The sequence below is a fragment of the Thermosynechococcus sp. M98_K2018_005 genome, assembly GCF_015295825.1.
In the GTDB taxonomy this organism is placed as follows: Bacteria; Cyanobacteriota; Cyanobacteriia; order Thermosynechococcales; family Thermosynechococcaceae; genus Thermosynechococcus.
Genome location: NZ_DVEH01000036.1, coordinates 15,973 through 36,923, shown reverse-complemented (window position 1 = coordinate 36,923; position 20,951 = coordinate 15,973). Strand labels below are relative to the sequence as shown.

Here is a 20,951-nt window from a genome sequence, read left to right as displayed (position 1 = left end):
TTAAGCATAGCAATAGCGATCGCGCCCGCCGCGCTTGGCCAGGTAGAGCTGCTGATCAGCAAGGGTAATGAATTCATTGACTCCTTGGCCAACTTGGGGTAACAAGCTGACAATGCCGATACTTAGGGTGACGCGATCGCTCACCGATGAGGCAACATGGAGAATTTCCAAGGCATAGAGCAGCCGTTGGATGCGTTCGGCTACCCGCAGACTGCCCCTGAGATCGGTATTGGGCAAAATCAAGGAAAATTCTTCACCGCCGTAGCGTGCGGCTAAATCGGTGGGACGACGTGCCGCTTGGGTTAATATTTTCGCGATCGCGATCAGGCACTCATCCCCTGCTTGGTGGCCGTAGTGGTCGTTGAAGTTCTTGAAGAAATCAACATCACAGAGAATCAGGGAAATGCTCGTCTGTTCTCGTTGGGCCAACTGCCACTGCTGCTGTAAATACTGGTCAAAATAGCGCCGATTGGCAATTTGGGTGAGGCCATCAATGGTCGCAAGGCGGGAGAGTTCGGCATTCGCCAATTGCAGTGAGGCATACAAGTTTTTCTGCTGAATGGTAATCGCTAGTTGATCGGTGAGGGAGAGAATTAGTTGGCGTTCCTCATCTGTCCAGCCGCTGGAATGATTAAAACGCTGAAAGGAAAAAGCCCCCCAAATCTGCTCATTGATCCGAATTGGGGCAATAAGCCAACCGCCACCGAGCACTTGAGCGATTGCACGGTTAACGACATCTGTGGGATTGAGATTCTCTAGGGCAGGCAGCTCAGCAATCTTTCCTTGGCGTAGGGTTACGGCAACTGGATTATGCTCGTCTGGAATCGTCAGCCCCAGGCTAGGGGTCATATGCGGTTTGTTGAGAAACTCTACTAGGGGAAGCCAGTGCTGCTGTTCTGGCTCGTACTTGACAACAATGGCGCGATCGATCCGCAGAATATGACACACCCGCTGCACTGCTTTGGCAAAGGCCTGATGGAGGTTAGGAGCCTCCCGAATCTCCTGAATGAGTTGGTTGAGTTCTCGCTGGCGAACTGCTTGATCGTGAAGGTAGGCCTCGTAGCGCTTGCGATCGCTAATATCGCTAAAGGTGAGAATTACCTGCTCAATGCTCCCCGTTGCCGTTACTTCTGGATCAGCGGTCACTTGCAGCCAGACCCGCTGTTGGGTTTGTTGATTGAGAATACCCATCACCCCTTGTACTCGCTGCTTTTGGGCAATGGCAATCCTCAGCGGAAAAGCCGCTGGCCGCATTGGTTCCCCGGCATCGTTGAGGGCATCCCAAGCCATCTCCGTTGGGTTTTGACCAATGAGGTTTGCTTCTGTAGCCCCTAGCAGCTCACACCCCCGAGGATTAATCACTTTTACGGAGAGATCGGCAGCCAGCAGCATCACTCCCACATCTAAATCATTAATCAGATTGCGAAAGAGCGCCTCCCGTCGGCCGAGTTCTTTGGCGATCGCCCTTTGAGTCTCTTCAAAACGCTTGATTTGCGTAATATCGCGGATGACGCAAAGGACTTGATCTTTGCCTTTGTAGCGCAACCTTGTGGCAAAAATATCCACATCAATGATCTGGCCATCCCTACGGCGATGCCTACTGACACCGCGCCAACTGTGCTGATGCTGAATCGTGTGTAGGAATTCCTGAAACTGATCGCGGTAGTCGGGGTGCAAAAAATCCTCGGGTTGGAGTTCAAGGCATTCACTGCGACGATAACCATAGATGGCACAAGTGGCATGGTTGACCTCAATGACCCGAAGGGTTTCAGTGTCATAGATCACTAGGCCATCGGCCACGGACTCGAAAACACTGCGATATTGAGCCTCGCGCTCATCCAGTTCAGCAAGGGCACGTTTGCGATCGCTGATGTCAGTACAGACCACCACACAACCCGCAATTTCTTCCTCCTCATCCAGCAGGGGAAAAAGGTGGCTCAGCATATCACAGGGGGCATCGGTGCGGCAACGCAGTAGAATTTCCTCGTCGTTAATGGTTTCTCCCGCCAAGACGCGGTCAATCAGGGCTTCCACCCGAGTCACTGATTCTTGGGGATGGAGCAGTGCCGAAAATGACATGCCGGGAACGACTTGAGCCGCTGCCAGTGTCTTCAAGCCAACCCAATTACTGGTTAAGAGAATTTTGTCGCGATTGAGGGTCAAAATGATGACGGGGCAATTGTTTACTAACTGCTCATAGCGGTTGCGCTCGCGATCGAGGGCTAGTTGCAGTTGGCGTTGGCTGGTAATGTCATCAACCAGGGCAATCAGCAGCTGAGGCTCACCATTGGCATTGCGCACACAGGAGAGGGTTAAATTTCCCCAGACGGTGTGCCCCTTTTTGTGGCGGTAACGCTTGACAATTTGATAGGTATTGCGCAGTCCCAGTTGACACTCTTGGATGAGGGCAGCTTCCTCAGGCCAATCTTCAGTAAAGGTCAGATCATGGGCGGTAAGATTTGCCAGTTCAGGAGCGGTGTAGCCGACAAATTGGCAAAAAAAGGGGTTACAATATACCAGGCGGTAGTGGTTAGCAGGGCTAGTGACAATAATCCCGACTTGGGCATTTTCAAAGACCGCACGCCAGCGATGCTCACTTTCTCTGAGGGCTTCCTCTGACTGAATCCGTTCTGTTTCATCCACAATGATGCCCTCAATTGCATAGGCCTTGCCGGTCACGTCATAAACTCCCTGACCGTACTCATGCACCCAACGCTCCGACCCATCGGCGCAAAGAATGCGGTAGCCGAAACTAAAGGCCAAGCCCTTGGCAAGAGCCTCATGGATGCTGCAATCAACGCGATCGCTATCTTTTGGATGTGTAATACCAGCGTAGCTATGAAGCTGATTGTACACCAGTTCGCTAGGGGAATACCCCGTCAGGTCAGCGAACTTGGGACTTAGGTATTCCATTGTCCACGAAGCATCGATGGCACAGCGATACACCACGGCGGGTAGGTGATCTACGAGGTTGCGATAGCGTTGTTCGCTCTCTCGCAGGCGCATTTCCTGTATCTTTTGGTCATGGATATTGACCATGACGCCGATAATTGTCGTAGTGTTTGGTGGTTGCTGCCGATATTCCCAGCGATCGCGCACCCAAACATACGCACCATTGGCATGGCGCAGGCGATATTCCAAGTCGCAGGGTGGTGCCCCCCTTGCTGAAGGATGGCTTGCCAAAAGCGCTCTTGATCCTCTGGGTAGATTAGTTGCTGCCACGCTCGCAGGGTTTTGGGCAGTTGTTCTAAGGGATACCCCAGCACCCCTTGACTGTCACCGCTCCCCTTGGATTTCCCAGAGGAGCTGCTGACCTATCTCCGTCAGGGTGTGAAATCGCTGCCAACATTTTTCCAGTTCATTAACCCGCGTTTCTTGGAGCAGCCAATGGCGATAGCGTGCCGTAATTTCCGTTAGGGCCAGGGTCCAGCCGTGAGCATCAGCGGTTAAATCCAGTTGCCACCACTGCTGTTGGCGCGGATCATAGCAGTCCCATTGTGCCGGGGTTTGGGTGTTGAGCACCGGCTGGAACCGCTCTAGGGATAAATCAAAGTTGGCGGACAGTCGCTCGATGACGGAGAGGCCCGCTAAATCGGTAGTAGCGTGGTTCAATAACCGTTGCACCGCAGCGTTGGCATAAAGAATGGTGCCCTTGCGATCGCCCGCCAAGACAGGATGAGGCAAACGGTGCAGATGATTGGCAAGGGAGACCTGCTGTGAGTTCATGGTTGGGTAGTGTGAGGAAACAAAGAACACGGTAAATGGCTACAGGGCTACGTCAACGATCGCCAGGGGGCTTGGCATGGTGAAACAATTCATTCTTTAGTGAGTACTCTCCTGAGGTGATTTCACGGGGAAGATGTCTTAGCTCCGTCCTACCTCTAGGCTATCGCTTTGCTCAGACAAAACGATTGACTTTCAGGCAGAGGATTTCAAATCTGCTTTTGCATAGGTAGGGCGCTTGATGAGAACTGATGATTGGCTTAAAACCAAACATAACCGTTTCTAATTGTTCGATTGCCGAGGAGTGGGGCACATGCCAGTTTTGCCGACCATGGAAACCGTTGAGACCCCCCTATTAGTCGCTGCTCAATCCATCTATAATCTCTACCAGCAGGTTCATGGGGCAAAAACGGTGCCTGCGGGTGTCGCTGTTAATCGGCAAACCCTGCGGGGCTATGTGCTGTTTACTAGCCAACCAGTGCTGCTGCCCCAAGAATGCTTTATTCCCTACGATCATCTGCCGGAAGTAACACGCCTATAACTGCACTAACTGTTTTGACCTTTGCCAGCTACTGCCTTGTCTTTGGCCTTGGGGCAGCGGTGGGGAGCTTTCTCAATGTTGTGATCTACCGTGTGCCGAGTGGGCGATCGCTCCTTTATCCGCCGTCTCGCTGCCCGATTTGTTTGACCACACTCAAGCCCTGGGACAATATCCCGATTTTGGGCTGGCTATTCCTGCGGGGGCAATGTCGCTACTGCCATGCGCCGATTTCTTGGCGGTATCCTGCGATTGAGCTGTTGATGGCACTGCTGTACGTCCTGATTGTGGCTGTGAGTGGGTGGCAAGTGCAAACCCTTGTGCTATGGCTGCTGAGTGCGTGGCTCTTGGCCTTGGCCTTAATTGATCTAGACACGATGACGCTGCCCCATCCTCTGACAAAGTGGGGGTTGATTGTTGGCTTGCTCGTGAGAGGGTTAATGACGGGTCTAGGCGGACTCACGGAAGGCATCATTGCCGCAGTGATTGGCATTTGGCTCTTTGATCTGATCCGCTGGGGGGGGGCGATCGCCCTTGGTCAGGAGGTCATGGGGGGAGGCGATAGCAAACTGGCAGCGATGATCGGGGCTTGGTTAGGTTGGCAGGGATTGCTCGTTACCTTTTTCTTGGCCTGTGCCCTCGGTGGCCTGATGGGTGGACTGGGGATTGCCCTCGGTTGGATTCAGCGGCGGCAACCGATTCCCTTTGGCCCCTTTTTGGCAGTGGCGGCTATTGTCAGTAGTCTCTTTGGCCGCCAATTGATTCATCTTTATCTCGAAACCTTCTTGCCTGGTGTGTTTGTGCGCTAACTTTTATCAAAGAAAGATAAGCCAAAATCCCCCCAGCAAGGGCCACAATAAAGACCCATAGGCGGGCATCCACCACCCGCTGGTGATCGCTCAGATCAGCAGCTTTCTCATCTCATGCCCTAAGTTCTGTACGCACTAACTGAATCGCTGCTTTTTTAGGGCCATCGCATTCGGCTTGCGGCCTGCTGCGTATTGCACCGAAGCAGGTCAACCGGTCTCCCAGGATAGGGGCAAAGCTTAGAATTCTTACCAATTTTAATAGGCAAGGGTTTCGAGAGCCTGGCGCAGGTAAGCGGTAACGCAGGCATCGAGATCCGTGGGCTGCTCGACGACAACACTGGCCTGCTTTTCGCTCAGCCAACGCTGAAAACCTGAACTGTGGGCGATCGCTCGCTTCAGAGAGTTCCAAACCTCGGCGGAGGCTTGCGGGTTAGGTACCGTAACGCTTTCCATAGATACTCTCCTAGTCGGTTTGGAGTGAGGGCAAGGATTCAGCTATGATTCTACGATAGCCTAGGAAACTCCCCCCGGCTGTATGCTATGTTACGATTTATTTCAAATTTGCCCACGCATTAGCAAAAGACACGGTGTTGCAGGCAGGGCATCTGCTGGCGCACTTGCTCAAGGCGGCTAGGTTCAATGGCCGCAATCGCGAGGCCAGGGCGATCGCCCGCATCTGCGAGGATAGTTCCCCAAGGATCCACAATCAGGGCATGGCCGTGGGTTTGCCGCCGCGCATAGTGAATGCCCGTTTGAGCTGGCGCAATAACATAACAGGTATTTTCGATCGCCCGAGCTTGCAGTAGAACTTGCCAGTGATCCTTACCCGTGAAGGCGGTAAAGGCCGCCGGCACAAAGAGCACCGTTGCCCCCGCTTGGGAGAGCGCGCGGTAAAGTTCTGGAAAGCGGACATCGTAGCACACCGACAAGCCGATATTCCCCAGTTCCTTACTGGGATAAACAGAGGGCAATTGCCGCCCGGCGAGCACTGTGCCCGATTCGTGGTAGATATTGCCATCGGGCAAATCGACATCAAATAAATGCACCTTTTGGTAACGGCTCAATTCTTCTCCGTTAGGGCCAATGAGTACGGCTGTGTTATAGACTTTGCCTTCGGTTGCTGGTACCGGGTAACCACCCCCCACCAAGGTAATCTGAAATCGCTGTGCCATGCGTTTCAAAAAAGCCTCAGTCCGCTCAGCGATTGTTGCCGCTTGGGCGACTTTCTCGCGATCGTCACCGAGAAAGGAAAAGTTTTCTGGCAACCCAATGAGTTCTGCTCCCTGTCTCACCGCCAATTCAATCAACTCTTCTGCCTGAGCCAGATTCGTCTCAAGATTGGGTTGGCTCGTCATTTGCACTGCGGCAGCGAGATAGGATTTCATGCCCGTTAAAAAAAAGACAGCAATCTCTCATTCTATCGTCGCAATCTGCCTAGGGCAAGTCTAGCGAGAACGCAGGTTGCGGAAGATCGGATTGCGTTGGGTCGGGAGCTGATGCTCATGGGCAGTGCGGTATGCCCAGAAGATATAGCCGGCAATCAAGAGGTTCAACAGCACGACTAGCAGTAGCTTGGTACCACTAATGGGATACGAGCGCGGCGTTTTTTGGGGTAGGAATTGAACGGCCATGGCTACTCTCAGAACGCAACAGTTACAGTTCCAGAGTCCACCATCATTAGTCGTTGTTCACTCTTAATTTGTCTTCTCTGGCCAATAATGGCGACGTTCCGGTTGCCCCTACTGTAGATCGCTGCCCCATTGGCAACCCAGCATCTGAAATGTTTTTTAATGCCTAGTCATACAACGACAGTATCGCTCAGAGATACCCAAAACACCCCTAAAAAGCCATCCGCTCCCAAAGAAGGCTTCAGGAGCGGTCTGGTGGTTATCGTGGGTATCAACTGCTAGGAGAAGTGGCCTCCTAGGTGTCGATTTCAAATCAACAGATGGAGAATAACTCTTCCCTAGAGCTGAGCTACTCCAAAACGACGACCCAAGCGTTTACTACTATCTGCCATGGGCATCACCTCCATCTCCCTGAACGGTAATTTGCAAAACAACTGGCTTTAAGATAGCACACTCAAACAGCATTGTGGCAAGCGCTGGGCAAAATGAGCATGGCATCGCCAAAGGAATAGAAGCGGTACTGGCGATCGATGGCCTGTTGGTACAACTCAAGTAGCCGTTTGCGGCCAATAAAGGCACTGACGAGCATCATCAAGCTAGAGCGGGGCAGATGAAAGTTGGTAATGAAGCCCTCGACAATCTTGGGCTGATACCCCGGATAGATATAGAGATCACTCTTCCCACAAAACGGCTGAAGGGTGCCTGACTGGGCTGCCGTTTCTAGGGAGCGAATAACGGTGGTGCCGACGGCAATAATCCGTCCTCCAGCAGCTTTGGTGGTCTGAATCTGCTCGACGGTAGCAGCCGGTACCTCAATCCATTCTTCGTGGAGATGGTGATGGCGAATATCGCTGGCCTCCACAGGACGAAAGGTGCCAATGCCCACATGGAGCGTCAGAAAACAGTGATCAATGCCGCGATCGGCCAACTTACTAAAGAGTTCGGGGGTAAAGTGCAAGCCAGCGGTTGGCGCAGCCACGGCACCGGGACGGCGGGCATAGACGGTTTGGTATTGCTCAGTATCTTCAATGGGGTTGTCAATGTAGGGAGGTAAGGGCACTTCTCCTAGTTGATCGAGATATGACCACAGGCGATCGCCCGGCGGCAGGTCAAATTCAATCACTCGGCCTCGGGTCTCCTCATCAATGGCCTGTACTCTTGCTTGCAGCGTGCCGATTTGAATCACCGCCCCAAGGCGCAATTTTCGACCGGGCTTGACCAAGGCCAACCACCGGCGATCGCTCAATTCTTCGAGGAGAAACACCTCAACAGTGCGGCCAGAGCCGCCCACTTTTTGACCTATCAGCCGCGCCGGAATCACCCGTGTATCATTGAGTACCAGCAAATCTCCCGGTTGCAGCAGCTGCGGTAGCTCATAGAAGTAGTGATCTGTAGCAGTGTCCCGTGCCACCACCATCAGGCGGGAATGATCGCGGGGAGAAACGGGGTGTTGGGCAATCCGCTCCGGAGGCAGGTGATAGTCGTAGGCGTCGAGGGAAAAATCGTCACAACCAGGCATTATTGGGGTGGGGTCAACGGTGAAGGGGATGGCTCTACCACAGAGCGATTCATAGAAGTCATCACAGCCAGAAAGCCAAGGGCAGCGGTAGCAACGCCCACCGCAACCAGTAGTAACAGCCACGCTTGGGAACGAGGCCTTTGGGCTGGCTGCGGTTTGGGTTGGGGTTGAGGGGGTTCCACAATCTGGGAAACCGTCAGATCGAGATCCGATGGCTCGGGTGGGGGGACGTAGCTCATTGTAATGTCTGTCACCTCTGGCAACTCCCCTTGACAGACAATATCGCTGTAGTCCAAGTCAATGACACCCGATGCATTCTTCACCCGACAGTGAATAAGCACCACTGTCACATTGTCATGGCCATTGAGGTGATTGGCAAGATCAATTAGCTGCTCGGCCGCAACTGTCAGGGAAAGCTGACCTTGGAGCACAGGCAGGAGGTACTGCGGCCAGTAGGTGTCGACACGGTCAAAATCACTGAGGCCATCGGAACACAGCAAAAGAATTCCCTCTTCATCCAGCAAAAAGCGTTCAACTGTGGGGTGCAGATGCTGGGAGGGTGCCATACCCAAAGCTTGCACCAAGGAACCACCGTAGGGGAGTTCAAGGGCTTGATGGTAGGTACTCATCCCCAAGCGCACATCACGGCTGGCCACATCGTCATCGAGGGTGAGCTGGTAACAGCCCCAGCGGTTAATCCAGTAGGCGCGGCTATCGCCAATGTGGGCAAGGTAAAGATAGGCGTGTTCAATCAGGGCACCGACAACTGTGGTTCCCATGCGCTGGCGTTCGTGGCGCTGCTCCATATCATTGCGTTGATTGATCGCATCATTGGTGCGGCGAATGGCGGTTTGAATCGCCTGCTCAACCGTCGCAGGGGACATCTCCAGCAGTTTGAGGGGGGTTAGCGTCTCCTTGAGAATGTGAACGGCTAAGCCCGAAGCGACATCGCCCCCTTCATGCCCCCCGACGCCATCACACACCAAGGCAAGCACCTGTGATTGGCTCGTGAGATCGCACTCTGGAAAACACTTGTCCTCATTGCGAGTCCGACTAGGCCCTTGGTCAGAGCGACTGGCAATATCGTAGTGGTACTCATAGCCGAGGTGATCAAGAGCCTGTTGAAAGAGGGTCTCTAGGCTGTCACGAATAAATTCAGGGGTAGTGTCCTGAATGTCCTGCATGTGTCGACACAGGATCATGAAGGCCTGCTGAAAATTTTCCCCTTGATCGCTAAACCTGAAATGGGTTTGCCAGAATTTGCCAAGGTCAGCCAAGGTGGGATTATTGCCCGCTTGCAGTTGCAGAAGCCGCACAAGGGATCCCTCAGCTCGCAAAAGCTGGGGATTGAGCAGTGTGAGAGCCACATTTTCTGCCACTAACGCTGGCCAAAGGGAGATGATTTGCCATAACCAGTTGAGGCGGCGCACTAAATTGGCTTTCTCCCAGATGGTGGTGAGGGGAGCGGCATGGGTGAGACCGAGGGTAACTTTGGCATCGGCAATGTCAATGCAACTGACGGGGGCATGCTCAAGGAGCAACAGTTCTCCTTCAGGAAGGGAAAGGGCGCCAAATAACTCCGGGACATGGGGACGCTTGGGAAATAGGCGCAGATAGGGACGGTAGAGCTGGGAGGTGTTGTCCACACTCGGCGCTGGCTCCCCCGGCAATAGGTCTAAGAGCAAGTGTTTCCCTTGCACCAGATAGCGATCGCCCACCCGTTCACCCACAGTGTAGCGATCCAAACCAGAACCGATCGCCCACAAGTAGCGTTTCAAGAGTGGCACCTGACAGTGGCAACACTCAACTTGGTGAATGGAATTTGCAGTGCCGCACTCCGGGCAAATAAGATGAGGCGCAGGTGGATTCATCGTTTCAATCCTGAGATGGCTGCCGCAGTCACAATCACCCGCAGCAGGTACGCATAAAGTTTCTGATCCAGTAATTCGCTAGTCCATAGCAGGGGCGAATAGAATGCATTCAATTCCCTATCCTAGCTTTTCTCCTGCAACAGCGGAATATCCCAGTGACAGCCCTTTGCCGATGGAGCCAACGCACTCAAAACGGTGAAAGCCGCTACAGGAGAGACTCACATCCCCTATCCCTTATTTTTTTTAGAAAAGGGCTTATTCGGCACTCTAAATATTCCTGATGTTGCCGCCAAACAATCAAGATAGAATTGGAATAATCAACCTGTGGTGGAGAACATGAAAATTAGTGATACAAATTTTTATAAATCTTATTTTTATTTATCAGAACAATTAAAGATGATAGCCCGAATTACTTTAACAATGTATCTTGGTGCATGAGGGGCACGATGGAGCAATTGAGTTCAGGCTTAAATTTGCAAGCCTTGGTACAGGCTCAGTTAGTTACGATCGCTCCAAGGGGTTCCTTCAATGAGATTCTCCAAGGATTACAAACCAACCAAGGATTTGGCTTGGTCGTCGAAGAGCAGGGACAGTTTCAGGGACTGATTACCCAGCGGGAGGTGATCCGTGCCCTCGGTCAAGGCATGCCTCCTCAGGAGATCACCGCCTCCAAAATTATGCTAGCGTCTGACTATTGTCTGCGCCTCAATGATCTCGACGATCCACTGGCGGTTTTGGGGCGGTTTCGTTACTTGGGTGTGGATGCCCTTGCAGTGGTGAATAATTCAGGGGGTGTCGAGGGATTACTGACCCGCCAAGCTTTTCTCAAGAGCCTGCGTCCTGTGGATTTCCTGCGGATTAAACGGGTGGCTGAGGTCATGGTCCCCGATGTGGTCACGATTGCGGCTGAAGCTTCGTTACAGGAGGCCGCTGTCCTGATGACGGAACGGGGTGTGACAAGTTTGGTGGTTCCTGAAGAAACGCCCAGGGGTGTGCTGCCGCGCGGCATTATTACGGAAAAGGATATTTTTGAGGCACTGCATTCCCAAGGGGTGGGGCTCACCGGAACGGTTGGCAGTATTATGTCCCAGCCCGTGCTGACGGTGAAGGCCGAGCAAAGTCTATGGCAGGTGAATCATTTGTTTAAGGCGCATCATGTCCGTCGTGTGGTGGTCGTGGACGATGATGGGCAAATGGTAGGCATTGTGACCCAAAGTGATCTGTTGGCGGCAATTGACATTACGGAAGCCCAAGGGGTGATTCAGGTTCTGACCCGCGAACTCAATAAGGCCACAGCGGAACTGCGCTGGCAACTCTCACGGCAACAGGCAATCACGGTGGCCATTACCGAGAGTGAGCAGCGCTATAACACCCTCATTAGTCATTTACCTGTTGCGATCTATTGCCGCGATCGCCTGTGGCGGTTTAGCTATATCAGCGATCAGATTTATCACCTCACGGGTTACTTTCCCCAAGATTTGCCGGATCTGCGCCAGATTATCCCATCGCCGGATTTGGCCTTGGCGGAACGGGATATTGAACAGGCGATTGGGCAGCAGCGTGCCTACAGTACCTCCTATCGCATTCAACACCGCGATGGTTGTTTCCGCTGGTTGAGCGATCGCGGCCAGCTTGACCCCCACAGTCACATGCTCCATGGCGTTCTTTTGGATGTCTCGGATCAACGGCGCACAGAGGAACGGCTGAAAACTTCCCTTGAGCGGGAAATAATTGTCAGCACAATCATTCAGGATATTCGCCAGTCAATTCGCTTAGAGGAGATTTTGCAGCGGGCGGTAACGAGTATTCAACAACTGCTCTTGAGCGATCGCGTGCTGATTTACCGCTTTTTACCCGATGGCAGCGGCATTGTTGAAGTGGAAGCTACCACGTTGCCCCAGTACTCCATCTTGGGTCAAGTGATCCACGATCCCTGTTTCCACAAGGGGACAGCGCAGCGGTTTCTGGAAGGGCGCACCTTGACTATTAGCAATGTCAATCAAGCCGAATTACAGGATTGCTACCGCGAGCTACTGGTCAGCCTGCAAGTTCAGGCCAATCTCGTGGTGCCACTACTTCAGGGGCCAGACCTCTGGGGACTCCTAATTGCCCACCATTGTCGTAGCCCTCGCCTCTGGCAGCGGGAGGAGTTGTTCCTCTTGCAACGCATTGCCGAACCCTTGACAGTGGCACTGCAACAGGCGGAAATGTACCAAGCCTTGGAACTGGCCAATGCCAACTTGCAACAGATGGTCTATCTGGATAGCCTCACGGATATTGCCAACCGACGCTGTTTTGATGAACTCTTGGCAAAGGAATGGCGACGCTGTCAGCGGGAGCAGCAGCCCCTGAGCTTGGTGATGCTGGATATTGACTATTTCAAGGCCTACAACGACCACTATGGCCACTTACAGGGGGATCAAATTCTCAAACAGGTGGCGCAAATTTTAGAGAGTCATCTGCGGCGGGCGGGGGATTTGGCCAGTCGCTTTGGGGGTGAGGAGTTTGCGCTACTCTTGCCCAGTACGGATCAAGCCGGAGCAATCCATGTTGTTGAGCAAGTACAACATGCCTTGGCGGCGGCCAAGATTACCCACCCAAAAAGTACAGTCGGCCCGCAATTGACGGCCAGCTTTGGGATTGCAACGACGCTGCCCACTCCAGAGCATGAGCCAGCCCTGTTGCTGCATCTGGCGGATCAGTGTCTCTACGAGGCGAAGACCCTTGGGCGCGATCGCTGGGTCGCCAAGGAACTATAGCGAAGTCAGGGGGAGATAAATACGCAACCATGCGCCGCCATAGTCGGGATGATTCGCCGCCTGCATATAGCCGCCATGGCATTCAACAATTTGGCGAGCAAGGGCCAATCCTAAGCCGCTACCACTACCGACGGGGGGCATCCGCCCTTCACTATCTGCAGGAATCACAAAGCGCTGCCGGCGTGCGTGTGCCCGATAAAAGCGTTCAAACACATAGGGCAAGTCCTTGGGGGAAAAGCCACTGCCGCTATCAATGACTTCGAGACACAGATAGCCCCCCTCGCGATCGCTCAGCAGCCCTGTCAGCACTTGACCGCTCCTAGGACCGTATTTAATGGCGTTGTCGTAGAGATTGACTAGGAGCCGAAACAGTTGCGATTCATTGCCGCAGTAGGGAAATTGCTCTGGGCCGGTGTACTCGTGGTGAATGTTTTTGGCCGCAGCGAGGGGAGCGAGGGATTGCCACGCAGCATCAATGAGTTGGACAAGGTCGAGGGGATGCCGCTCAAGGCTATCGGCGGGCGTGTGGCTAAGGCGGTTTAACTCTAGGAGTTCTTGAACGAGGAGACTGAGGCGAATAATTTCCTCGAGGAGGCGATCAACCCAACCCCGTAAGGACTCCGGCACCCGTTGTTGGAGGGTTTCAGTCACCAAGCGCAGCGAGGTCAAGGGGGTTTTCAGTTCATGGGCGACATCCGCTGCCCAGCGATCGCGCTCATCCCGCAGCTGCACCACCTCTTCGCAGTCCTCAATAAATACACCCACATGCCCCTCGCCAAGGCAGAGTCCCCGTGCCCGCAGGGGTTTGCGCTTGGTTTGCCCCATCGGTGTGAGGTAGGCATAGAGCCATTCCTGCTCCCGCATCGTTTCCTCTTGGCGCACCTCTTCGATGAGACAGTCCAATTCATAGGAGCGCACCACTTCCAAAAAAAGGCGGCCTTGGGGATGGGCACAACCGAAGAGCGATCGCGCCGCCTCGTTACAGCAGACCACGCAATTGGCTTCATCCACCTCCAAATAGGCAATGGGGGCATATTCAAGGAGCGTTTGACAGCGCAGCATTTTCTGACGGCAGCGTTCCTGTTCCTGAAGCTGTTGGCTAAGTAGGGTTCGCAAGCGTTGCCACGGTGAGGATTTGAAGGGACGGGCAGCGTACTGCTCAAGGAGCGTCTCCAAAGTGTGTCGCCCTTGCTGCCACTGCCAGAACCAGACCATTAGCCCCAACAGCAGGCCAACCCCAAAAAAGATCAATTCCATACCTAAGTGCCAGAATCGCCTCTATTCTAGGATTATTCCGAGTTGGTTTGCCCTGTGATGTCGTCACCCCTTTTGCGTGTAGAAGCACTCACCGTTGACTTTCGCCAAGCCGATCAAACCCTACGGGCAGTGGATGGGATTTCCTTTCGCTTGGAGCGCGGTCAGACCCTTGGCATTGTCGGTGAGTCGGGGTCAGGGAAGTCGGTGACCTGTTTGGCACTTTTGCAGTTGCTCCTGCCGCCGGGACAGATCAGCCACGGCGAAGCGTGGTTTCAGCCAGAGGGGGAGGCCATTGACTTGCTGCGCTGCACCCCCCGCCAAATGCAACAGATTCGGGGTCGCCAAATCGGTATGGTCTTCCAAGAACCGATGAGTTCCCTCAATCCGGTCTATTCTATTGGCTTTCAACTGGCAGAGGCCATTGATCCGCAGCAACGACTTCCGCAAGGGCAATGTCAACAGCGGGCGATCGCTCTCCTTGAACAGGTGCATCTTCTCCAACCGGCAGACCCCCTTGAGGAGAAAAAGCGGTTTCTCCGTCGCTATCCGCACCAACTCTCCGGGGGACAAATTCAGCGGGTCATGATTGCCATGGCCATGGCCGCTTCGCCAGCGCTCTTAATTGCCGATGAACCAACTACTGCCCTCGATGTCACTGTCCAAGCAGCGATCCTACGGCTTTTGCGGGAGTTGCAGCAGCGGTACCCTCTCTCATTGATTTTTGTCACCCATGATTTGAATCTGATTGCGGAATTGGCGGATCAGGTCGTTGTCATGTACCAAGGACAAATTGTCGAATCGGGGACAGTTCAGCAGGTCTTTCGCCACCCCCAACATCCCTATACCAAGGGGCTACTGGCCTGTCGTCCTCGCTTGGATCAGCGTCTGGCGATTCTGCCAACAGTGGCGGATTTTCTAGCAGCCACTCCCCCGCGCTTAGAAGTGATTTCCCCAGAGCAGCAGCAGAAACGCTTGGCGCATTTGGCTAGCCAACCCCTCTTGGTGCGGGTTGAACATCTCTGGGTCAAGTATCCCGTGGCGGGCACGCAGCGCTTTGTCACTGCCGTCAGGGATGTCTCGTTTACGATTCGCGCCGGGGAGACCCTTGGCTTGGTGGGGGAATCGGGCTGTGGCAAAACAACACTGGGACGGACCCTCTTGCGCCTCTTAGAACCCGCGCAGGGAAAAATTATCTTTGGCGATCGCGACATCAGCCATTTATCGCCTCGCCAATTGCGTCCCCTGCGGCAACGAATGCAACTCATTTTCCAAGATCCCTACAGTTCCCTAGATCCCCGCATGACCATTGGCGAGTTGGTGGCAGAACCGCTGCGGATTCACCGCCGTCATCAGTCGCAACGGCAACACCAAGAGCGGGTGGCCTATCTCCTTGAACGGGTGGGCATTGACCCCCAAGCCCAGAATCGCTATCCCCATGAATTTTCCGGGGGGCAGCGGCAGCGAATTTGTATTGCCCGTGCCTTGGCCTTGAATCCCGAGTTTGTCGTTTGTGATGAGTCAGTGTCGGCCTTGGACGTGTCGGTGCAGGCGCAGGTACTGAATTTGCTCAAAGAACTCCAGCGGGAGTTTCAACTGACCTACCTCTTTATTTCCCACGATCTCAGTGTGGTGAAATTCATGAGCGATCGCCTCATGGTTATGTACAATGGCGAAATTGTGGAAATGGGTGACGCCGAAGCCGTTTACCAACAGCCACAGCACGACTATACCCGCACGTTAATTGCTGCGATTCCCCGTGGTCTTTCCCTTGAGGCAGCATAGATGTCCCCCGCCCTTGATCTTGAGAATACCCTTGCCACCCTGCGCCCCATTCTTTGGCAAGCCCTTGAGCAACTGCGCCAGTTTTACCGTCAGGTGAAGAATCTAACGGTGCAGGACAAAGGCGGTGATCCCGTCACCCTTGCGGATGAAACGATTGATCGCTTTTTGCGCCACGCCCTCCAAGCTCATTTTCCGCCGACGCAGTTTGGTTATTTAACCGAAGAGACCGACACCCCAGGGCAGCCGTTGCCCCAGCCCTATCAGTGGATCATTGACCCCCTCGATGGCACCTACGACTTTTTGCAGCAAACGGGGGAGTATGCGATTCACGTTGCCCTTGTGCATGAACATCGCCCTTGTTTAGCCGCTGTCGTCTGGCCAGAGCAGGAGGTGATCTACACCGCCATTGCCGGAGCAGGCGCCTATCGAGAAACGCGCCAAGGTGCGACGCGACTGCGAGTGCATCCCCCCACTAAGGGACAGCCGTTGCGGGTGGTGATGAGTCGGAGCCACGGCGGAGAGCGCCTACAGGCCTTTTTAAGAACCCTAGGATGCGTACAGCAAATTCCGATGGGGAGTATGGGCTGTAAAACGGCGAGTATTTGCCAAGGGGATGCGGATCTGTACGTCAACCTCCCAGGGCGCAGTGCCCCGAAGGACTGGGATTTAGCGGCACCGGATTTGATCATGCAGGAGGCGGGGGGTGCCTTTACCTATGCCAATGGTGAGTTGCCCCACTACAATCGCGCCGATGTGCAGCATTGGCCGCCCCTGGTGGTGTGTCATCCGGCTTTGAGTCGCACGGTGGGCGATCGCCTGCAAGCCTTTTTACAGGAACAGGAAAATGAAGGCTATTCTGGGAAATAGGCAAGTTCAGTCGGACAAAGGATAGGCCATGGTGTTTAACTGGTTTCGGCGCAAGTTTGGTGGCAGTGGTGAGGAGCCATCGCCCCCTGCAGAAACCCCAACGGAAGCGCCATCCGCAGAATCCGCGCAATCTACAACTGAATCCACTGCTTCCCCCGGCATCCTCAACTGGGCAAAAACGGCACTCCAGTCTATTCAAGCGCGACAGCAATCGCAGAGTGCTGCAACTATTGAAACCGCTGAAGAAACTCAAAAAACACCGACTGCCGATGATGCCCCCGTTCCCGTCTCTATCGAGTCTGAAGAGACCGCTGTTGCTGAACCTGCCCCTGTCCCGCCCGCTGTGGAAGCTGAGCCGGTAGACTCCTCCCTTGTCCTTGATGAGGGCTTTTTGTGGTCAGCGGAGGTGCTGGCAGCTCAAGGCCGACGCCCAGAGGAGGTGGATATTGAGGAAATTACTTGGTTGCAACGCCTGCGCCAAGGTCTGGGCAAAACCCGTCGTGGCCTAGTGCATCAACTGCGGGCGATCGTCGGCCAAGGCCCCTTAAGTCGGGATGCCATCGAAGAAATTGAGATGCTGCTGTTGCAGTCGGATGTGGGGGTCAAGGCCACGGATCGGATTATTGCGGCGCTGCAAACAAAAATCCGCCAAGAAATCCTCCCTGCCGATCAGGCGATCGCCTACCTGAAGGAGATTCTGCGGGACATTCTCGATCGCCCCTTTGAAGCCGGCTACCGCCGCGACTTTGCCCCGAAAAAGGGCGTGCTGAATATCTGGTTGATTGCTGGTGTCAACGGCGTTGGCAAAACCACCACCATTGGTAAGCTTGCCCATATTGCCACCCAGTCAGGCTATCGCTGTTTGATTGCAGCGGCAGATACCTTTCGGGCAGCCGCCACCGAACAGGTGAAAATTTGGGGACAGCGCTCCGATGTCGAGGTGATTGCCAACCCCGGCAAAAATACTGATCCTGCTGCTGTGGTCTTTGATGCCATTGGCGCTGCCCAAGCCCGAGGCACAGAATTGCTGCTGGTGGATACCGCTGGCCGCTTGCAAAACAAGGCCAACCTGATGGAGGAACTCAAGAAAATCCGTCGCATCATTGATAAAAAGGCGGGTGATGCTCAAATTGAATCGCTACTGGTTCTCGATGCCACCCTCGGCCAAAATGGCTTGCGCCAAGCACAGGTGTTTGCAGAAGCGGCGCAACTCACTGGGGTGATCTTAACCAAGTTGGACGGGACGGCCAAAGGGGGAGTGGCCTTGGCGGTGGTGCAGGAATTGGGACTACCGATTCGCTTCATTGGTGCAGGCGAGGGCATTAAGGATCTGCGCCCCTTTTCCAGTTTTGAATTTGTCGAGGCCTTGCTCTCCAGTGAAGTGGAGGTGGCAGCATGAAGCTGGCCGATCGCCTGCGCTACTTTCAAGGCAATGTTTTTGATGCCATGGATCGGGCGAAGGCAGCGGTGGCAGCCACCGGTCAGCCGATTGTGGATCTCTCCCTTGGCTCTGCGGATTTGCCCGTGGCCGATCACATTCTTGCGGCCATTGAAGCCTCGGTGCGCGATGCCAGTACCTATGGCTATCAACTCTTTGCCAGTACGGCGGCGTTTCGCCAGGCAGTGGCCACTTGGTTTGAACGCCGCTTGGGTCTCAGGGTGGATCCCGAGCGGGAAGTGCTGACGCTGATTGGTTCGCAGGAGGGGACGGCGCACTTGCCCCTTGCGGTGATGAATCCCCAAGAGTATGCGCTGGTGCTTGATCCGGGGTATCCCTCCCATGCAGGGGGGGTATATCTTGCGGGGGGACAACTGTATCCCTTGCGCTTGCGGGCAGAAAATCACTTTTTGCCGGATTTAGAGGCCATTCCGCTGGCGGTGCGAGAGCAGGCAAAACTGCTAATTCTCAGCTATCCCCACAATCCCACCACGGCAGTTGCCCCCTTGGACTTTTTCAAGACAGCGGTTGAGTTTTGCGATCGCCACGGCATTTTACTGGTGCATGATTTTCCCTACATTGATCTCGTCTTTGATGCGGAGCGAGCCCCCTCGATCTTTGAAGTGGATCGCGATCGCCAAGTGGGTATTGAATTCTATAGCCTTTCCAAGTCCTACAATATGGGGGGATTTCGCATTGGCTTTGCCATTGGCCGTGCCGACATCATTGCTGCCCTGCGCCAAATTAAGTCGGTGATTGATTTTAACCAATACGCTGGCATCCTGCGGGGTGCCATTGCCGCCCTCACAGGAGATCAAACCTGTGTCCAGCAAACGCGGCAGATCTTTCGCAAGCGGCGCGATACCTTTGTCCAAGCCCTTGGCGATCATGGCTGGCCGGTGCCCCTCCCGCCAGCAACAATGTATGTGTGGGCGCAACTGCCGGAACCTTGGCAAGGGAATTCTCTTGGCTTTTGTGAAGCCCTTGTTAAGGCAACGGGGATTGCAGCGGCTCCCGGATCCGGTTTTGGTGAAGGGGGAGAGGGTTATGTGCGCTTTGCCCTGGTGCGCGATCGCCCCTGTTTAGAAGTGGCGGCTGCCCAAATTGCCGAATTTAGCCAAACACTCGTTAAGGTGTAGTGCCCTAGTCGCCCATAATCCATGCCAAGAGCAGAATCAGACCGCCCCAAAGGACAATTGCAGGAATATGAATGGAGCGCAACACCTCTAGGGGAGTTAAAATCAGCACTGCCGTAAAGAGATTGGTGAGCGTACAAAGAAGAATCAGCAAAATGATAAAGAGCATGGCGACTCGGTCTAGGCATTGCCATAAATAGGAATCACCGCACCACTGATGGCCGCCGCTCCTTCGGAAATGAGATAGGCAATCAGGTCACCAATCGCCGCAGGACTCACCCAATTGACCGCTTGCGCTTCACCCATTGCTGCCCGATTGGCAGGCGTGTCAATAATGCTGGGGAGAATCACATTGGCGGTAATGTTTTTGCCTTTGGTTTCAGCGGCGATCGCCCGCGTCAGAGCCACCACCGCTGCTTTGGCGGCACAATAGGCAGCCAGTTCCGCTGCGGGTTCAACTGCACCCCGTGAGCCGATGGTGACAATGCGCCCATATTGCTGAGCCTGCATACGTTTGAGGGCGTGCTTACAGACCAAGAAGGTGGTCTCCACATTGAGGCGAAAACTTTGCTGCCAATCACTGAGGGCAAATTGTGCTGTTGCCCCCATACTAAAACCACCCACAAGGTGAACCACGGCATCCAATTGCGGCATGCGCTCCACGAGAGCGGCCACTTCACTTTCATTGTTCAAATCCGCTGCCACAAACCGCACGTTGGCCAACTCCGCCGCCGCCAATTGCTTTTCGAGGGCGTCTCGGGCCGCCGCATCAATATAGGGAATCGTCAGCGTATAGCCTTGACTCAAGAGAACTGGCACTACCCCTTGACCGAGTCCGCCTGTGCCCCCTGTCACTAAAACCGCCCGATGGGCAAATCCTCTCATGGCTGATCCCTCGGTGTCAGTTGTCGTGCTTTGTAGAAGGTTTGCAGACTGTGGCGATCGCCAACGAATCGCCAGTGCCAAGGCTCATAACTCACCCCCTGAGGGTTATTACGGGGAAAAGACAGTTCAAAACTAAAACGAGCCGCATTCTTTTCCAGCCAGCGAAAAGCAGGGGTATCCTCAAAGGTCTCCTTGAGATGGCTGTCCGGCCGGGCGCCATCGCCAATATCAACGGCATAGCCGGTATGGTGTTCGCTATAGCCGGGGGGCGCACTCACCAATGCCCGCTCACTTGCCCGTTGTGCCCGTTGCTCCTTGACCTCAAAAAACAGATAGTCCTGATCCTGTTTGGAGCGAAATCCAGAGAGGGGCATCAACACCACCCCCTCCTGCTGCGCGGCGGCGACCATCGCCCGGAACCGCTCTGCTGCGGCTCGCCGTAACTTAATTTGGCCATCGGCGCTCACTGGTTCAAGTTCTGAGAGGGGGGCTTCATCGTAGGGCAGATGTCCCAGCAGATTCTCCGTTGGCTCCGTTTCCGTAGCCGTTGGCGCTTCCGTGGCACGATTGAGGAACCACACTGCTCCTACGCCCACAAGACCCACAAGGATCATAGCGCTGGGGATCGCCCACCCCCCTCGCTGAGATTCCGCTTTGCCCTTCGTGATTGGTTGTAGCCGCTCCGCAACAGGAATATCCTGATCCATGACTTAGTGCTGTACCTTTCTAAGAGAATAGA

At 54.3% G+C, this 20,951-nt stretch carries 18 protein-coding genes; 7 read left to right on the top strand and 11 right to left on the bottom strand.

The genetic code is table 11. The features are described 5' to 3' along the window. Both IGQ15_RS04600 and IGQ15_RS04595 read right to left on the bottom strand, forming a co-directional pair. Window positions 1-3,183 (bottom strand): PAS domain S-box protein, encoded by a 3,183-nt coding sequence (locus tag IGQ15_RS04600; protein ID WP_297049063.1) that lies wholly within the window; start codon window positions 3,181-3,183, stop codon window positions 1-3. 93 nt (window positions 3,184-3,276) lie between these two features. Continuing rightward, window positions 3,277-3,726: a PAS domain-containing protein gene (locus IGQ15_RS04595; RefSeq protein ID WP_297049061.1), complete on the bottom strand. Its 450-nt coding sequence runs from the start codon at window positions 3,724-3,726 to the stop codon at window positions 3,277-3,279. 310 nt (window positions 3,727-4,036) lie between these two features. Here IGQ15_RS04595 and IGQ15_RS04590 point away from each other — a divergent pair, with 310 nt between their 5' ends. Together IGQ15_RS04590 and IGQ15_RS04585 are read left to right on the top strand one after the other, a co-directional pair. Further along, window positions 4,037-4,264 (top strand): hypothetical protein, encoded by a 228-nt coding sequence (locus IGQ15_RS04590; protein WP_297049059.1) that lies wholly within the window; start codon window positions 4,037-4,039, stop codon window positions 4,262-4,264. Between the two features lie 59 nt (window positions 4,265-4,323). Beyond that, window positions 4,324-5,070, top strand: a complete 747-nt coding sequence (locus tag IGQ15_RS04585; RefSeq protein ID WP_297049104.1) for an A24 family peptidase — start codon at window positions 4,324-4,326, stop codon at window positions 5,068-5,070. A 255-nt stretch (window positions 5,071-5,325) separates the two neighbouring features. Here IGQ15_RS04585 and IGQ15_RS04580 read toward each other — a convergent pair whose 3' ends face one another. The 5 genes from IGQ15_RS04580 to IGQ15_RS04560 form a co-directional block, all read right to left on the bottom strand. Beyond that, the gene (locus tag IGQ15_RS04580; protein ID WP_149817410.1) at window positions 5,326-5,523 is read right to left on the bottom strand and encodes a hypothetical protein; all 198 of its coding nucleotides are present in this window, start codon (window positions 5,521-5,523) and stop codon (window positions 5,326-5,328) included. A gap of 119 nt (window positions 5,524-5,642) precedes the next feature. Continuing rightward, window positions 5,643-6,455: a carbon-nitrogen hydrolase family protein gene (locus IGQ15_RS04575; protein WP_297049058.1), complete on the bottom strand. Its 813-nt coding sequence runs from the start codon at window positions 6,453-6,455 to the stop codon at window positions 5,643-5,645. 60 nt (window positions 6,456-6,515) lie between these two features. Next, on the bottom strand, window positions 6,516-6,701 hold the full coding sequence (locus IGQ15_RS04570; RefSeq protein WP_297049056.1) for a hypothetical protein: 186 nt from the start codon (window positions 6,699-6,701) through the stop codon (window positions 6,516-6,518). A 451-nt stretch (window positions 6,702-7,152) separates the two neighbouring features. Continuing rightward, entirely contained in the window at window positions 7,153-8,217 is a 1,065-nt protein-coding gene (gene queA / locus IGQ15_RS04565; protein WP_297049054.1) for a tRNA preQ1(34) S-adenosylmethionine ribosyltransferase-isomerase QueA, read from the bottom strand. Next, complete coding sequence (locus IGQ15_RS04560; RefSeq protein WP_297049052.1) at window positions 8,217-9,995, bottom strand: PP2C family serine/threonine-protein phosphatase; 1,779 nt, start codon at window positions 9,993-9,995, stop codon at window positions 8,217-8,219. The genes queA and IGQ15_RS04560 overlap by 1 nt, the downstream gene beginning before the upstream one ends. Window positions 9,996-10,534: 539 nt before the next feature. Between IGQ15_RS04560 and IGQ15_RS04555 the strand changes: the two genes are divergently transcribed. Next, the gene (locus tag IGQ15_RS04555; protein WP_297049050.1) at window positions 10,535-12,847 is read left to right on the top strand and encodes a diguanylate cyclase; all 2,313 of its coding nucleotides are present in this window, start codon (window positions 10,535-10,537) and stop codon (window positions 12,845-12,847) included. Here the strand turns inward: IGQ15_RS04555 and IGQ15_RS04550 are convergent. Then, entirely contained in the window at window positions 12,842-14,104 is a 1,263-nt protein-coding gene (locus IGQ15_RS04550; RefSeq protein WP_297049047.1) for a PAS domain-containing sensor histidine kinase, read from the bottom strand. The genes IGQ15_RS04555 and IGQ15_RS04550 overlap by 6 nt on opposite strands. A 57-nt stretch (window positions 14,105-14,161) precedes the next feature. Between IGQ15_RS04550 and IGQ15_RS04545 the strand changes: the two genes are divergently transcribed. The 4 genes from IGQ15_RS04545 to IGQ15_RS04530 are packed head-to-tail and all read left to right on the top strand — an operon-like array spanning window position 14,162 to window position 19,330. Then, entirely contained in the window at window positions 14,162-15,886 is a 1,725-nt protein-coding gene (locus IGQ15_RS04545) for an ABC transporter ATP-binding protein (RefSeq protein WP_297049046.1), read from the top strand. After that, on the top strand, window positions 15,887-16,753 hold the full coding sequence (locus tag IGQ15_RS04540) for a 3'(2'),5'-bisphosphate nucleotidase CysQ (RefSeq protein ID WP_297049044.1): 867 nt from the start codon (window positions 15,887-15,889) through the stop codon (window positions 16,751-16,753). A 28-nt stretch (window positions 16,754-16,781) separates the two neighbouring features. Continuing rightward, window positions 16,782-18,152, top strand: coding sequence for a signal recognition particle-docking protein FtsY (ftsY, locus tag IGQ15_RS04535; RefSeq protein WP_297049042.1), 1,371 nt, complete (start codon window positions 16,782-16,784; stop codon window positions 18,150-18,152). Then, on the top strand, window positions 18,149-19,330 hold the full coding sequence (locus IGQ15_RS04530; protein ID WP_297049040.1) for an LL-diaminopimelate aminotransferase: 1,182 nt from the start codon (window positions 18,149-18,151) through the stop codon (window positions 19,328-19,330). The genes ftsY and IGQ15_RS04530 overlap by 4 nt, the downstream gene beginning before the upstream one ends. Before the next feature lie 4 nt (window positions 19,331-19,334). Here IGQ15_RS04530 and IGQ15_RS04525 read toward each other — a convergent pair whose 3' ends face one another. From IGQ15_RS04525 to IGQ15_RS04515, 3 genes are read right to left on the bottom strand one after another with little or no spacing between them, the layout of a single operon-like run. Beyond that, on the bottom strand, window positions 19,335-19,496 hold the full coding sequence (locus tag IGQ15_RS04525) for a hypothetical protein (RefSeq protein ID WP_297049038.1): 162 nt from the start codon (window positions 19,494-19,496) through the stop codon (window positions 19,335-19,337). An 11-nt stretch (window positions 19,497-19,507) separates the two neighbouring features. Continuing rightward, window positions 19,508-20,212, bottom strand: a complete 705-nt coding sequence (fabG, locus tag IGQ15_RS04520) for a 3-oxoacyl-ACP reductase FabG (protein ID WP_297049037.1) — start codon at window positions 20,210-20,212, stop codon at window positions 19,508-19,510. Beyond that, on the bottom strand, window positions 20,209-20,919 hold the full coding sequence (locus tag IGQ15_RS04515; protein WP_297049035.1) for a M15 family metallopeptidase: 711 nt from the start codon (window positions 20,917-20,919) through the stop codon (window positions 20,209-20,211). The genes fabG and IGQ15_RS04515 overlap by 4 nt, the downstream gene beginning before the upstream one ends. Between the last annotated feature and the right edge of the window lie 32 nt (window positions 20,920-20,951).

What these genes read in the sequence shown, in the direction of transcription:
- IGQ15_RS04580 (WP_149817410.1), bottom strand. Translation starts at nt 5,523, where the DNA reads ATGGAAAGCGTTACGGTACCTAACCCGCAAGCCTCCGCCGAGGTTTGG.
- IGQ15_RS04515 (WP_297049035.1), bottom strand. Translation starts at nt 20,919, where the DNA reads ATGGATCAGGATATTCCTGTTGCGGAGCGGCTACAACCAATCACGAAG.
- IGQ15_RS04590 (WP_297049059.1), top strand. Translation starts at nt 4,037, where the DNA reads ATGCCAGTTTTGCCGACCATGGAAACCGTTGAGACCCCCCTATTAGTC.
- queA (WP_297049054.1), bottom strand. Translation starts at nt 8,217, where the DNA reads ATGCCTGGTTGTGACGATTTTTCCCTCGACGCCTACGACTATCACCTG.
- IGQ15_RS04540 (WP_297049044.1), top strand. Translation starts at nt 15,887, where the DNA reads ATGTCCCCCGCCCTTGATCTTGAGAATACCCTTGCCACCCTGCGCCCC.
- IGQ15_RS04555 (WP_297049050.1), top strand. Translation starts at nt 10,535, where the DNA reads ATGGAGCAATTGAGTTCAGGCTTAAATTTGCAAGCCTTGGTACAGGCT.
- IGQ15_RS04545 (WP_297049046.1), top strand. Translation starts at nt 14,162, where the DNA reads ATGTCGTCACCCCTTTTGCGTGTAGAAGCACTCACCGTTGACTTTCGC.
- IGQ15_RS04595 (WP_297049061.1), bottom strand. Translation starts at nt 3,726, where the DNA reads ATGAACTCACAGCAGGTCTCCCTTGCCAATCATCTGCACCGTTTGCCT.
- IGQ15_RS04530 (WP_297049040.1), top strand. Translation starts at nt 18,149, where the DNA reads ATGAAGCTGGCCGATCGCCTGCGCTACTTTCAAGGCAATGTTTTTGAT.
- ftsY (WP_297049042.1), top strand. Translation starts at nt 16,782, where the DNA reads ATGGTGTTTAACTGGTTTCGGCGCAAGTTTGGTGGCAGTGGTGAGGAG.
- fabG (WP_297049037.1), bottom strand. Translation starts at nt 20,212, where the DNA reads ATGAGAGGATTTGCCCATCGGGCGGTTTTAGTGACAGGGGGCACAGGC.
- IGQ15_RS04570 (WP_297049056.1), bottom strand. Translation starts at nt 6,701, where the DNA reads ATGGCCGTTCAATTCCTACCCCAAAAAACGCCGCGCTCGTATCCCATT.
- IGQ15_RS04575 (WP_297049058.1), bottom strand. Translation starts at nt 6,455, where the DNA reads ATGAAATCCTATCTCGCTGCCGCAGTGCAAATGACGAGCCAACCCAAT.
- IGQ15_RS04525 (WP_297049038.1), bottom strand. Translation starts at nt 19,496, where the DNA reads ATGCTCTTTATCATTTTGCTGATTCTTCTTTGTACGCTCACCAATCTC.
- IGQ15_RS04550 (WP_297049047.1), bottom strand. Translation starts at nt 14,104, where the DNA reads ATGGAATTGATCTTTTTTGGGGTTGGCCTGCTGTTGGGGCTAATGGTC.